This window comes from Streptomyces sp. PU-14G (assembly GCF_041028275.1).
Taxonomy (GTDB): Bacteria; Actinomycetota; Actinomycetes; order Streptomycetales; family Streptomycetaceae; genus Streptomyces.
In genome coordinates, this window is sequence record NZ_JASKYT010000044.1 from 19,245 (window position 1) to 31,846 (window position 12,602).

At 71.4% G+C, this 12,602-nt stretch carries 13 protein-coding genes; 9 read left to right on the forward strand and 4 right to left on the reverse strand.

Annotated features, from left to right (window positions below):
* Positions 1-4: 4 nt before the first annotated feature.
* Positions 5-886 carry an SAM-dependent methyltransferase gene (locus tag AB8Z75_RS08175; RefSeq protein ID WP_369200726.1) on the reverse strand — a complete coding sequence of 294 codons (882 nt, stop codon included), beginning with the start codon at positions 884-886 and terminating at the stop codon, positions 5-7.
* A gap of 246 nt (positions 887-1,132) precedes the next feature.
* Between AB8Z75_RS08175 and AB8Z75_RS08180 the strand changes: the two genes are divergently transcribed.
* The 8 genes from AB8Z75_RS08180 (at position 1,133) to AB8Z75_RS08215 (ending at position 8,203) form a co-directional block, all read left to right on the forward strand.
* The gene (locus tag AB8Z75_RS08180) at positions 1,133-2,038 is read left to right on the forward strand and encodes a helix-turn-helix domain-containing protein (RefSeq protein WP_369200727.1); all 906 of its coding nucleotides are present in this window, start codon (positions 1,133-1,135) and stop codon (positions 2,036-2,038) included.
* 39 nt (positions 2,039-2,077) lie between these two features.
* A complete protein-coding gene (locus tag AB8Z75_RS08185; RefSeq protein ID WP_369200728.1) occupies positions 2,078-2,332 on the forward strand; it encodes a hypothetical protein in 255 nt (84 codons plus the stop codon).
* A complete protein-coding gene (locus AB8Z75_RS08190) occupies positions 2,332-2,715 on the forward strand; it encodes a helix-turn-helix domain-containing protein (RefSeq protein WP_369200729.1) in 384 nt (127 codons plus the stop codon). The genes AB8Z75_RS08185 and AB8Z75_RS08190 overlap by 1 nt, the downstream gene beginning before the upstream one ends.
* 167 nt (positions 2,716-2,882) lie before the next feature.
* Positions 2,883-3,401 carry a 2-oxo-4-hydroxy-4-carboxy-5-ureidoimidazoline decarboxylase gene (gene uraD, locus AB8Z75_RS08195; protein WP_369200730.1) on the forward strand — a complete coding sequence of 173 codons (519 nt, stop codon included), beginning with the start codon at positions 2,883-2,885 and terminating at the stop codon, positions 3,399-3,401.
* Positions 3,398-3,838: a hydroxyisourate hydrolase gene (locus tag AB8Z75_RS08200; protein WP_369200731.1), complete on the forward strand. Its 441-nt coding sequence runs from the start codon at positions 3,398-3,400 to the stop codon at positions 3,836-3,838. The genes uraD and AB8Z75_RS08200 overlap by 4 nt, the downstream gene beginning before the upstream one ends.
* A 5-nt stretch (positions 3,839-3,843) precedes the next feature.
* Positions 3,844-4,779: a factor-independent urate hydroxylase gene (gene pucL, locus AB8Z75_RS08205; RefSeq protein WP_369200732.1), complete on the forward strand. Its 936-nt coding sequence runs from the start codon at positions 3,844-3,846 to the stop codon at positions 4,777-4,779.
* A gap of 195 nt (positions 4,780-4,974) precedes the next feature.
* Positions 4,975-6,372 carry an 8-oxoguanine deaminase gene (locus AB8Z75_RS08210; RefSeq protein ID WP_369200733.1) on the forward strand — a complete coding sequence of 466 codons (1,398 nt, stop codon included), beginning with the start codon at positions 4,975-4,977 and terminating at the stop codon, positions 6,370-6,372.
* Positions 6,373-6,820: 448 nt separating this feature from the next.
* A complete protein-coding gene (locus AB8Z75_RS08215; protein ID WP_369200740.1) occupies positions 6,821-8,203 on the forward strand; it encodes a nucleobase:cation symporter-2 family protein in 1,383 nt (460 codons plus the stop codon).
* Positions 8,204-8,322: 119 nt separating this feature from the next.
* On the opposite strand, the gene AB8Z75_RS08220 is transcribed toward AB8Z75_RS08215, so the two are convergent.
* From AB8Z75_RS08220 to AB8Z75_RS08230, 3 genes are all read right to left on the reverse strand, one after another.
* A complete protein-coding gene (locus AB8Z75_RS08220; RefSeq protein WP_369200734.1) occupies positions 8,323-9,018 on the reverse strand; it encodes a helix-turn-helix domain-containing protein in 696 nt (231 codons plus the stop codon).
* Between the two features lie 205 nt (positions 9,019-9,223).
* Complete coding sequence (gene pepE, locus AB8Z75_RS08225) at positions 9,224-9,958, reverse strand: dipeptidase PepE (RefSeq protein WP_369200735.1); 735 nt, start codon at positions 9,956-9,958, stop codon at positions 9,224-9,226.
* A gap of 111 nt (positions 9,959-10,069) precedes the next feature.
* Positions 10,070-10,876, reverse strand: coding sequence for an IclR family transcriptional regulator (locus AB8Z75_RS08230; RefSeq protein ID WP_369200736.1), 807 nt, complete (start codon positions 10,874-10,876; stop codon positions 10,070-10,072).
* 613 nt (positions 10,877-11,489) lie between these two features.
* Here AB8Z75_RS08230 and AB8Z75_RS08235 point away from each other — a divergent pair.
* Complete coding sequence (locus tag AB8Z75_RS08235) at positions 11,490-12,482, forward strand: DUF1177 domain-containing protein (RefSeq protein ID WP_369200737.1); 993 nt, start codon at positions 11,490-11,492, stop codon at positions 12,480-12,482.
* Positions 12,483-12,602 lie beyond the last annotated feature (120 nt).

Below are 12,602 nucleotides of genomic sequence, written 5' to 3' on the forward strand. Positions count from 1 at the left end.
CTCCTCAGGGTTTGCGGGCGACCCCCGCCCACATGCTCACGAGTGCGTCCGTGGTGTCCCCCGGATCGTCCGGAGGCAGGTTCACGACCTGGGAGGTGTCCTCGTCCGGGTGCCAGCGGTGCGGCACCTCGATGCCCGGCTCGATCAGGTCGAGCCCCTCGAAGAAGCGGGCGAACTCCTGTCTCGGCCGCACCTGTGCGCTGCCCCCGTCCATCTTGTAGACCTCCATGGCCTGCTCCCACTCCTCGGGTGCGAAGTCCGGGGTGCACTGGGAGAGGACGACGTAACTGCCGGCGGGTATCGCCTCGACCAGGTGCCGGACGATGCCGTGCGCGTCGTGCTCGTCGGTGATGTAGTGCAGCAGCCCCACCAGACACAGGGCGACCGGCTGGTCGAGGTCGAGCGTCTCGCGTACCTGCGGGGAGTGCAGGATGCTGTCCGGCTGGGTGATGTCCGCGTCCACGTACGCCGTGCGCCCCTCGGCCGAGCCGGTCAGCAGGGCGCGGGCGTGCGCGAGCACGATCGGGTCGTTGTCGGCGTAGACGACGCGGGCCCGCGGCGCCATCGCCTGCACCACCTCGTGCAGGTTGGGGCTGGTGGGGATGCCGGTGCCGATGTCCAGGAACTGGTGGATGCCGCGCTCGGCCAGAAACCGCGCGGCGCGGTGCATGAAAGCGCGGTTGGCGCGGGCGGCGTTGCGGAACCCGGGGAAGGCGGCCAGCAGCTTCTCGGCCACCTCGCGGTCCGGCGGGAAGTTGGTCTTGCCGCCCAGGAAGTAGTCGTAGATACGGGCGCTGTGGTGCCGGTCGAGGCCCAGGTCGCGCCCGCTGTGTGGTGGCCTGGCGGCGCGCTCCGTCCGCCGTCGCCGCTCGCCGTTCCGGTCCATGTGTCCGCCCCTGTCGTCAGGCCTGAGCTGTGGGCGGCATCGTAGTGGCCTCCGGTGTCCGAGCGTCCCATTCTGCGCTACCAACTACCGTGTCCGGGAGGGTGGTTGCGCGGTTCTTTGGGAGGGAGTATGGAGGCGTCACGGCGGACAGGGGCCCGCCGGGGCGCGTATTCTCCCGGTGCCTGTACCGGACCGGTGCGCAGGTGCCACACTGTTGTGACCGCCCAGTCACCCTTGGGAGTCGGAATGTCCGCCATGATGCAGCCGTCCGGGGCGCCGTCGCGCGGGGCCGCGCAGGAACAGCCGAACGGTCCCACGGCGCTGCGCATCATTCTGGGTGTCAAGCTGCGCAGGTTGCGGCAGGCGCTGGACATCTCCCGGGAGGACGCGGGCCGCGCCATCCGTGGCTCCCACGCCAAGATCACCCGCCTGGAACGCGGCCAGGTCGGCGCCAAGGAACGCGACCTGCGGGATCTGCTGACGCTCTACGGCATCCACGATCCCGAGGAGCGCGAGGAGTTCTTCGATCTCGCCCGGCAGGCCAACTCGCCGGGCTGGTGGTACCAGTACTCGGACGTGCTGGAGGACTGGTTCGAGCTGCACCTCGGCCTGGAGGACGCGGCCTCCATGATCAGGACGTACGAGGTCCAGTTCCTGCCAGGCCTGCTGCAGACCGAGGACTACGCGCACGCCGTCAGCCGCCTCGGCTACCCCAACACCGAGCCCCGCAAGGTCGCGCGGATCGTGGATCTTCGCATGGCCCGCCAGAAGCTGCTGCACCGTGCGGATCCGCCGCACCTGTGGGCCGTGGTCGACGAGGCCGTGGTCCGCCGGCCCTTCGGTGGCGCGGAGGTGATGCGGGCGCAGCTGGAGCACCTGCTGAAGATCGTGCGGCTGCCGCACGTCAGCCTCCAGGTCGCGCCCTTCGAGGTGACCGCGGCGGCGGCCGGCACGCCGGTGACGCTGCTCAGGTTCGCCGACCCCGACCTGCCGGACAAGGTCTACCTGGAGCACCTGACCAACGCGGTCTACCTCGACAAGCCCGCCGAGATCGACCAGTACACGCTGATCATGGACCGGCTGTGTGCGGAGGCGTTCTCGCCGGCGGAGACGGCCTCGTTCATCGAGGAGCTGCTGGAGGAGCTGCACTGAGGAGTCCCGGGCGCGGATGCCCTCGGTAGTGTGTGGCCCATGGAACGCTTGCGTGTGGAGTTCACGACCGAGCCTTTCGACCTCGACGAGGCTCCTCAGCACGCTGTCGTGGCCCGTCAGGTCGTCCAGGGCGCGGCACTGGATGCCGTGGACGTCGGCCCCTTCGGCAACACCGCCGAGGGCTCCGGTGAGCAGGTGCTGGCTGCCGTGACCGAGCTGCTGCGCCGCTCGTTGGAGGCGGGGGCGACCCGGGTCTCCCTGCAGGTCAACGTGATCGGGGAGGACGAGGGCTGATGGGGGAGGAGCCGCACGCCTCGGCGCACCCGTTCGTCGTGGCGGTCAAGCCGCTGGTCGACGCCATGGGTGGGGCGATGGTGGAGCCGGGCCAGGCGCAGGGGGACGACGTGGTCCTCGCCTGGGAGGGCGAGGACGTGGTGGCCGTACGGCTGCCGCACCTGTCCGACTCCCTCGACCATCTCCTGGCGGAGTTGGAGAGACGGCACGGGGTGCCGCTCGCTCAGCTCGACCGCAGGACCAAGCAGTCGGTGGTCCGGATCCTGGAGACGCGGGGAGCGTTCTCGGTCCGGCACGGGGTGGAGACGGTGGCCGGCGCCCTGGGGGTTTCGCGCTTCACCGTTTACAACTACCTGAACCGGGACAACAGCCGCTCGGAGTGACGGGGCCCGGCCTCGGGCCGGGGACCGCGAAGGAAAGCCCGCCATGCTTCCGCATGGCGGGCTTTCGTTTCCAAGATGTCGAAAAGGCTTCAACAAACTGTTGACGTGGTGTTGCCAGGGGACTTAGCTATTCCCAGCCCGAACAGCACCACGGCCACGGAGGTCCCGTGACTTCGCGTTCGACGCCAGGTCTCACCTGGCTCAACACCGCCAAGGACGCCGAGGCGCGCGCCGCGCTCCACGACGTGTGCGCCGCCGGAAGCTGGGGGAGCGCGCTGCTCTCCCGGCGACCGTACGACAGCGCCGAGGCCCTCTTCGCGGCGAGTGACGAGGCCACCAGGGCTCTCACCGACGAGGGCCTCGACGAGGCCATGGCCGGGCACCCGCCCATCGGCCGCCCCAAGCCCGGCGACCCGACCTCGGCCCGCGAACAGCGGAGCATGGCCGGCGCCTCCGAGGCGTTGAAGGCCGAGATGCTCGAACTCAACCTGGCCTACCAGGACAAGTTCGGGCACGTGTTCCTCATCTGCGCCACCGGCAAGAGCGCCGAGGAGATGAGGGACGCCGTTCGTCACCGGATCGACAACTCCCCCCGGCAGGAGCGGGAGATCGTGCGGCAGGAGCTGGCGAAGATCAACCGTCTTCGGCTCACCCGCCTCACGGAGGAAGGAGCCCCCACGGCATGAGCGACGCGACGAGCACCTCGGTGTCCACGCACATCCTGGACACCAGCCGCGGCCGCCCGGCCGCGGAGGTCGGCGTACAGCTCTTCGTACGCCAGGGTGACGGACAGGCCGCATGGGCCGCGCACGGGGCGTCGCAAACCGACGCCGACGGGCGCTGCAAGGACTTTCCGGCGCTGCCGGAAGGCACCACGCACGTACGGCTCGTCTTCGAGACGGAGCCGTACTTCGTCGATAAGCACAGCGTGGAACAGCACAGTTCGAATTCGCGCAGCGAGCGCGAAGCCGCGGAACAGCAGGACGCCCCCCGCGTAAGGGACAGCGCACCAGGCAGCTTCTTTCCCGAGGTCACCATCGTGTTCGCGGTCGACCCGGGCGAGCACTACCACGTGCCGCTGCTGCTCAACCCGTTCGGCTACTCCGTGTACCGAGGGAGCTGACACCTATGCCCACGATTCTCGGCCAGAACCAGTACGGCAAGGCGGAGAACCGCGTCGTCAAGATCACGCGGGACGGCGACACCCACCACATCAAGGACCTGAACGTCTCGGTCGCCCTCAGCGGCGACTTGGACGACGTGCACTACTCGGGCTCCAACGCCCACGTCCTGCCGACCGACACCACCAAGAACACGGTGTTCGCCTACGCCAAGGAGCACGGCATCGAGTCGGCCGAGGCGTTCGGCCTCCTGCTGGCCCGGCACTTCGTCGACGACACCGAGCCGATCCACCAGGCCCGTATCCGCATCGAGGAGTACGAGTGGGAGCGGATCGAGACCTCCGACGCCAACTCCAAGTTCATCGGCGCGGACGAGGTCAAGCACTCCTTCGTCCGCAAGGGCCAGGAGACACGCACCGCGCAGATCACCTACGACGGTGACAGCGTCGAGGTGCTCTCGGGGCTGAAGGACCTGACGGTCCTCAACTCCACCAACTCGGAGTTCTGGGGCTACATCAAGGACCGCTACACCACGCTCCAGGAGGACTACGACCGCATCCTGGCCACCTCGGTCAGCGCCGTGTGGCGGCACAACTACACCGGTGCCGAGCAGGAGCGGACGCCCCACTGGGAGAAGTCCTACGCCCAGACGAAGAAGCACATGCTGCACGCCTTCGCCGAGACGTACTCCCTCTCGCTCCAGCAGACCCTCTACCAGATGGGTTCGCGCGTCATCAACAGCCGGCCCGAGATCGACGAGATCCGTTTCTCGATGCCGAACAAGCACCACTTCCGCGTCGACCTGTCGCCGTTCGACATCAAGAACGAGGCGGCGGACGGGGCGGTCTACTACGCAGCGGACAGGCCCTACGGCCTGATCGAGGCGACGGTCCTCCGCGACGGTGCCACCCCTCGCATCCCCGTGGACATGACCAACCTCTGATCCACCCCTGCCTGCCCCTTCCCACCTTCCGGGGACCGTGTCCCGGCCCCGGACTCCCTCGGCCGGCCCGCCTGCCCGGCGGGCCGGCCCGGGAGGGCGGTCCGTTCCCTGCGGACCGCGGGGCCCGGGACGGAACCTCCGCACGGAGACGGGAAGAGCCCTGGCGGGGCCGCTAACCCCCCGAACGAGGACCCCATGGCGGACCAACAAGCCGCGGCTACCGGCCGCATCGTCATCGAGAAGTGTGCGATCGCGACGGTCGACGCGCAGGACACCGAGTACGCGACCGGTCACGTCGTCGTCAACGGCAACCGGATCGAGTCCGTCGGCCCGGGTGACGCTCCCGAGGGCTTGCGCGACGTCACGCGCCGCGTCGACGGCACCGGACACCTGCTCACCCCAGGCCTGGTCAACACCCACCACCACTTCTACCAGTGGCTCACCCGCGGTCTGGCCACGGACTCCCCCCTCTTCGACTGGCTGGTCGCCCTCTACCCCACCTGGGCGCGTATCGACGAGGAGATGGTGTACGCGGCGGCCCGCGGCTCCCTGGGGATGATGGCGCGCGGCGGTGTCACCACCGCCATGGACCACCACTACGTCTTCCCGCGCGGCGCCGGTGATCTGCTGGGCGCCGAGATACGCGCGGCCGGCGAGCTCGGCGTCCGCTTCACCGCTGCCCGCGGCTCCATGGACCGCGGCACCTCGGACGGCGGGCTGCCGCCGGACTTCGCCGTCGAGACGCTGGACGGCGCGCTGGCGGAGACCGAGAAGGCCATCGACGCCCACCACGACGCCTCGTTCGGTTCGATGCGGCACGTCGCCGTGGCGCCCTGCTCCCCGTTCTCCGTGTCCACCGAACTGATGCGCCAGGGCGCCGAACTGGCCCGCCGCAAGGGCGTACGCCTGCACACGCACGGCTCGGAGACGGCTCAGGAGGAGAAGTTCTGCCACGAGCTGTTCGGCATGGGCCCGACCGACTACTTCGAGTCGGTCGGCTGGCTGGGCGAGGACGTGTGGATGGCGCACTGCGTCCACATGACCGACGCGGACATCGAGGCGTTCGGCCGCACGAAGACGGGTGCCGCGCACTGCCCTTCGTCCAACGCGCGCCTGGCCGCCGGTATCGCCAGGGTCCCCGACATGCTCGCGGCGGGCGTACCCGTGGGCCTCGGCGTGGACGGTACGGCCTCCAACGAGTCCGGTGAGCTGCACACCGAGTTGCGCAACGCGCTGCTCATCAACCGTCTCGGCGCGCACAAGGAGAACGCACTGACCACCCGCGAGGCGCTGCGCCTTGGCACCGTGGGCGGTGCGCGGGTGCTGGGCCGGGCACAGGAGACGGGCTCCCTGGAGGCGGGGAAGCTCGCCGACGTGGTGCTGTGGAAGCTCGACGGGATCGGGCACTCCTCCATCGCCGACCCGGTGGCCGCGCTCGTTCTGGGGGCCGCGGCTCCGGTCACCCTCTCCCTCGTCAACGGGGTACCGGTCGTCGAGGACGGCCGCCTGACCCGCGCGGACGAGGACGACATCGCGCGCGGCGCGCGGGACGAGGCGCGCCGCCTCGCCAGGATCGCCGCCGACGCCGGCTGACAGCCGGTCGACGGCACGGCGCGGGCCGCTTCGCGGCGGTCCGCAGGCCGGGCGCCCCACTCGGAGTGCCCGGTCGACCCCTCAGACACCGGCCGGGGGGGACGGCCCCCGGCCGGTTCGCCTTCCACGACGAGGCTCCGGAACACCTGGCTCCTGTCATGCTCCGGACATCGCACGGGCGCACCGCACCACCGCAGGACGCAGCAACCCGCTGCGCGACCAGCACCCCAGCAACACCCCAACCACCACCTTGCACACCGCAGCACCTCCGGAAACTCGAGTGCCGCGACGGCGCCGTAAACGACAGGAGGACCCCGTGGCCAAGACGCCCAGGTTCACCACGCAAGGAAAGACGGCCGACGGCAGTGGGGACGCACCGGGTCAGGGCTCGCAGGGCTCACTGGACCCACAGCGCCCCGCTGACCCCAAACACCCGGTCGACCAGGGCATGCCGCCGCTGAAGTTGTTCACCACCGGCCTCCAGCACGTCGCCGCGATGTACGCGGGAGTCGTCGCACCCCCGCTCGTCGTCGGCGCGGCGGTGGGACTCTCCCCCACCGAACTGGCGTTCCTCACCGGGGCCAGCCTCTTCCTCGCCGGTATCGTCACGCTGTTCCAGACGCTCGGCTTCTGGAAGGTCGGCTCCCGACTGCCCTTCGTCAACGGCGCCACCTTCGCCGCCGTCGCCCCGATGCTGGCGATAGCCAAGTCCTCGGGCCCCGAGGACACGCTCCCCGTCATCTTCGGCGCGACCATGGTGGCCGCCGCGCTCGGTTTCGTCATCGCCCCGTTCTTCTCCAAGCTCATCAGGTTCTTCCCGCCGGTCGTCACCGGCAGCGTCATCACCCTCATCGGCGTCTCGCTGATGCCCGTCTCCTTCAACTGGGCCATGGGCGGTGACGAGAAGAGCCCGCACTACGGCGACTTCAGCAACATCGGCATGGCCGGGCTCACCCTGGTGATCGTCCTGGTGCTGCGCCGCTTCACCACCGGGTTCATGAAGCAGATCGCGGTGCTGATCGGCCTCGTGATCGGCACGCTGATCGCGATACCCGTCGGCATCACGGACTTCACCGCGGTGACGGAGTCCGACCCCGTCGGCTTCCCCACGCCCTTCCACTTCGGCGCCCCGCAGTTCGCGATCCCGGCGATCGTGTCGATGTGCGTGGTGATGCTGGTCTCCATGACCGAGTCGACCGCGGACATGCTCGCCCTCGGCGAGGTCGTGGACCGCCCCGCCGACCGGAAGACCATCGCGGGCGGCCTGCGCGCCGACATGCTCGGCTCCGCCCTCAGCCCCTTCTTCAACGGCTTCATGTGCAGCGCCTTCGCGCAGAACATCGGCCTGGTGGCCATGACCCGCATCCGCAGCCGGTACGTGGTCGCCACCGGGGGCGGCATCCTCATTCTGCTGGGCCTGTCCCCGATGGCCGCGGGGCTCGTCGCCTCCGTACCGCAGCCGGTCCTCGGCGGGGCGGGCGTCGTCCTCTTCGGCTCCGTCGCGGCGAGCGGTATCCAGACGCTGATGAAGGCCGACCTCAGCAAGGACAACAACGTGCTGATCGTCGGCACCGCGCTGGCCGTCGGCCTCATACCGATCGCGGCGCCCGACTTTTACCACGCGTTCCCCGACAGCGCGAAGATCATCCTCGACTCCGGCATCTCCACGGGATGCGTCACCGCCATCGTCCTCAACCTGGTCTTCAACCACCTGGGACGCTCCCGCCGCGACGAGGAAGTGGTCGCCCACCCCATGGAGCCGGGAGAAGGCATCTCCTACGAACGGGACGAGCCCGACTCCGTGCCAGGACACGACAAGACCCCCGCCTGACACACACGGCGGCGCGAAGGGCGTCGGGAGAGCAGCCATCACGCTCTCCCGACGCCCTTCCGTCTGTCCGCGCGCGGCCACGGGACGACAGGTCACGGGCGGCCGTCCGCCCGCCGCCCTCAGCCCTCGATGGCCTCCCAGAAGTGGGAGAGGACCTCCTCCAGGAAGGTGCGGCCCGCCTCGCGTGAGGTGGCGGAGGCCGGCTGCCCCCAGCCCAGGGACGCCGCGGTGGTGGACTGGTACCCGGCGTGCAGAGCGCGCAGCCCCTCCTCCACGAACTCCCGGGGCAGCGGCACCAGCGCGCGGACGGGGTTCACATACGCCTGCCACCGCGTGGTGGCGGCCTTGCGCAGCAGGGCCGCCAACTCCTCGTCCCGCCCCGTGAACTCGATCAGCGCGGGCACCGGCAGCCGCAGCACCCGCGCCAGCGCGTCGGCCTGCCGCGCGTCCCCCGTCCAGGCACCGGTGTCCTCGATATGGGCGTAGGCGTCCGGGTCCATCCCGATCTCCAGCGCGATGTCGGCGCGCGAGGCGCCCCGCGCCATGCGGTACTCGCGCAGCGTTCCCGGGCTGCCCATCAGGTCGGAGGCCGAGCACCACAGCGCGCCCGCGAGCGCGGCGAGTTGCCGCTCGTCCGGTGCGGCCACCCCCGCCTCCCAGGCGGCGACGGTGCGTGCGTCGACGGCCATGCCGTAGGCGGCGCGCATCCCGTACGCGACGTCGGCCGGTGCCATGCGCAGCTCTTCGCGCAGCCGCCGCGCGGTCGCGCCGTCGAACGAACTCCCCGCCTGCCCCCGTGACGTGCCGTAGTGCATCGGCACACGGTACGGCCCGCACGGGCGCCGGCCTACCGTGTGTTCGACCGAAGCGCGGGTTCGGAGGAACCTCTATCGCCCAACAGGGACTGACGGGCACGCTCCGCCTCGGTGCGGTCGGTCGGCCCGTGCGGCAGGAGCGCACCCGTCGGCCGGGCGGAGGATGGGCGCACCCGTGGGCCCGGGCGGAGGGCGGACGGACCCGTCAGGCCGTGCGGTGGTCGAAACGCGCCCGCGCGGACAGCAGGTGGCCCAGGTCGGCACCGGGTGCGTACTCGGCGGGATCGGCGTCCGCGGTGAACAGTCGGGCGCCCGCCGCGACACCGCCCAACTCCAGCGCGCCGTCCGTGCGGCGCAGCCAGGTCCCCTCGCGCAGCCCGAGGACGGGGACGTCGTTCTCCTCCAGGAACTGCGTCAGCCGCTCCTCGCGGGTCTCGCCCATGTGGGCGCTGCCCGGCTGCGGGTCGAGATAGTGCGGGTTGATCTGGAAGGGGACCAGGTCCAGCGTCTCGAAGGAGGCCGGCTGGACGATGGGCATGTCGTTGGTGGTCCGCAGCGTGGGACAGGCCATGTTGGTGCCCGCGCTCGAGCCCATGTACGGCACGCCGTCCTCGCGCACGCGCCGGGCGATCGCCTCGCTGAGCCCGCGCTCCTGAAGCGACTTGAGCAGCCGGAAGCTGTTGCCCCCGCCGATGAAGACCGCCCGCGCCGCGGCCACGGCCGCACGCGGGTCGTCCGCCGTGTGCACGCCGGACACGCGGATGCCGAGCCCCTCCATGAAGGAGGCGACCTTCGCCGTGTAGCCGTCGTGATCGGCCAGCGCGTAGGGGACGAACAGCAGTTCCTCGACCCCTGCCAGATGGTCGGCGATCACCTCGCGCGCGTGGTCGAGATACGCGCGTCCCGGAGCGGAGGAGTTGGACAGCAGCAACAGCTTCATGGGTGGTTCGGCCTTTCGGTCTCTCAACTTCTGCGTACTTGCGGCTTTGGCGTTCTTGCGGCTTTGGCGCCCCCTCCCGCAGGCGGCGGTCTCTCAGCTCCGGGCGGTCTCTCAGCTTCGGGCGGTCTCGGGGCGGCGGGCGCCCCGCACCCGGCGCGGGGTGAGCAGCTCGCCGAGGTCCTGTGCGGCGGAGCGCAGCGGCGCCAGCAGCTCCTGCTGCTTGCCGGCGAGGTGTTCGTGCGGTCCGACCAGGGTGAGCGAGCCGACCGGCTGCGAGCGCACCACCACGGGCACGGCCAGCCCCGCCGTCGCCGGGTCGTACTCGCCCTCGGAGTACGCGAAGCCGTCCGCCGGCACCCGGCACATCAGCTCCTCCAGCTGAGCCGGATCGGTGACGGTCAGTTCGCTGAAGCGAGCCATGGGGCGCCCGTAGAGGACCGCCGCGCGGGCGCCGGGGGTGAGCATGCCGAAGTAGGCGCGCGAGGTCGCGCCCGCGTGCCCCGGGTACAGCTCGTCGGCCAGCCGGTAGGCCCGCAGGGGGCCGAGGGTGCCGTCCGCCGAGTCGACGCAGCGCAGGTGCGCCCCGTCGGGCACGGCGAACAGCGCGGTCACCCCGCTGACCGCGGCCAGCTCGCGCAGGGCCGGCCGCACGAGTGCGGCCATCCCGCCGTGCCGCTCCCAGGCGGTCGCCATGTGCCAGACGGCGGGGCCGAGCCGGTAGCGCCGGGTGACGGCGTCGGAGACCAGGAAGCCCCGGTGCGCGAGGGAGGCCAGGAGCCGCTGGGTGACCGACTTGTCCCAGCCGCATTCCGCCGCCAGGTCGGTCACGCCCCACTCCTCCCGGTCGTGGGTGAAGGCGAGCAGGACCTGCAGAGCGCGGTCCGCGGTCTGGAGCGGTGCTCCTCGATCGGTAGTCACGCTCGCACTCTACCGTTACCCGATTCACTGTCCCTCATATAGGGAAAAGGTTGCTCTCTCGGAATCGTGGGAGCACGCTGGCCGCAACGGCCGACGGCTACCCCGACCCGGCCGCCCGCCCGTACCCGGGGCAAGGACCGCACCCGAGCCCCGGGCCGGGCAGAGAYCCGCCCCACGCCCACCCGTCGCGCGAGGCCGGATCGCACCGCCCACGGCGGACCTCCTGGAAACAGGCCGGGACCGCGCGTCGGCCCCGTACGCCGTCCTCGTGCGTCGGCGCCGGGCCGCCCGCACGCCGGACCCCGCACCGGGAAGGTGCGCCCGCACCCGGCGGCGGCCTCGCCAGCCGCCGCGGCCCCCCCGCACCGGCGAACGGTGGGGGCGTCCCGCACCGGCGAACGGTCGGACCCCTCCGCACCGGCGAACGGCCGGGGGCATCCCGCACCGGCGAACGGTCAAGGGCACCCCGCACCGCTACGCCGCCGGGGAGCCCACGTCGGCACGCCGCGCGGGCGGCGCCCGGCACCGGCACGCCGCGCGGGCCACGTCCCGCATCGGCACGGCGGCAGCACCTTTCCCGCACAATCGCACGACCCGTACCAAGGAGCCCACGGTGCTCAAGCACGTACTCGACGTCATCGACCTTCTCGACCGGCCGCAGGCCGACGGGCACTCCCTCGCAGCCCACCTGCGCGGCGTGCTCGACCAGGCGCTCACTCAGGCGGGCCACCCGGACCCGGCGACGGCCGCCGAGCGGGTGGAGATCTCCGTCACCCGCGTCGAGGGCGCCAAGGGAGGCACCGACTTCGTGAAGGTCGTCGTCCCCGGCCGCTCCGGCGCCGCTACGGGCGGCGGCGCGCCCACCCTCGGCATCCTCGGCCGGCTCGGCGGCGTGGGCGCCCGGCCTGAGCGCACCGGCATCGTCTCGGACGCGGACGGCGCCGTGGCGGCACTGGCCGCGGCGGCCAAGCTGCTGGACATGTACGGGCGCGGCGACGTGCTCGACGGCGACGTCATCCTCAGCACCCACGTGTGCCCCGACGCGCCGACCCGGCCGCACGACCCGGTGCCGTTCATGGACTCGCCCGTCTCGATCCTCGACTGCAACCGCGAGGAGATCGACGTGGCCATGGACGCCGTCGTCTCCATCGACACCACCAAGGGCAACCGGCTGCTCAACCACCGCGGCGTCGCCCTCTCGCCGACGGTCAAGGAGGGGTGGATCCTGCGGGTCAGCGACGACCTGCTGGGCCTGCTGGAGACCGTGACGGGCGAGGACGCGCACGTGCTGCCGATCACCACGCAGGACATCACGCCGTACGGCAACGGCGTCCACCACATCAACTCGATCATGCAGCCGTGCGTGGCGACCTCCGCGCCCGTGGTCGGCCTGGCGCTGACCACCGGACCGGCCGTCGCGGGCTGCGCCACGGGCGCCAGCCACGAGAGCGACATCGCCGCGGCGGGGCGGTTCGCCGTCGAGGCCGCGAAGGAGTACGGGCGAGGAGCGGTCCGCTTCCACGACGCGGACGAGTTCGCCCGCCTGGTCGACCTCTACGGCCCCATGACCCGCCTCCAGTCGACCGAAGGGGCCACGGAGGACTAGACCCCGCCCCGCGAGCGGCCCCCGCCCGACCGGGCGACCCGGCCGCCGCCCGAGGTGCGGAACGGCGCTGACCACCGGACCGGCCGTCGCGGGCTGCGCCACGGGCGCCAGCCACGAGAG

Excerpts from the sequence above, each read along its gene's own strand:
- pucL (WP_369200732.1), top strand. The coding sequence starts at position 3,844 with ATGCCCACGATTCTCGGCCAGAACCAGTACGGCAAGGCGGAGAACCGC.
- AB8Z75_RS08220 (WP_369200734.1), bottom strand. The coding sequence starts at position 9,018 with ATGCACTACGGCACGTCACGGGGGCAGGCGGGGAGTTCGTTCGACGGC.
- AB8Z75_RS08215 (WP_369200740.1), top strand. The coding sequence starts at position 6,821 with ATGCCGCCGCTGAAGTTGTTCACCACCGGCCTCCAGCACGTCGCCGCG.
- AB8Z75_RS08185 (WP_369200728.1), top strand. The coding sequence starts at position 2,078 with ATGGAACGCTTGCGTGTGGAGTTCACGACCGAGCCTTTCGACCTCGAC.
- AB8Z75_RS08175 (WP_369200726.1), bottom strand. The coding sequence starts at position 886 with ATGGACCGGAACGGCGAGCGGCGACGGCGGACGGAGCGCGCCGCCAGG.
- AB8Z75_RS08200 (WP_369200731.1), top strand. The coding sequence starts at position 3,398 with ATGAGCGACGCGACGAGCACCTCGGTGTCCACGCACATCCTGGACACC.
- pepE (WP_369200735.1), bottom strand. The coding sequence starts at position 9,958 with ATGAAGCTGTTGCTGCTGTCCAACTCCTCCGCTCCGGGACGCGCGTAT.
- AB8Z75_RS08210 (WP_369200733.1), top strand. The coding sequence starts at position 4,975 with ATGGCGGACCAACAAGCCGCGGCTACCGGCCGCATCGTCATCGAGAAG.
- AB8Z75_RS08190 (WP_369200729.1), top strand. The coding sequence starts at position 2,332 with ATGGGGGAGGAGCCGCACGCCTCGGCGCACCCGTTCGTCGTGGCGGTC.
- AB8Z75_RS08180 (WP_369200727.1), top strand. The coding sequence starts at position 1,133 with ATGTCCGCCATGATGCAGCCGTCCGGGGCGCCGTCGCGCGGGGCCGCG.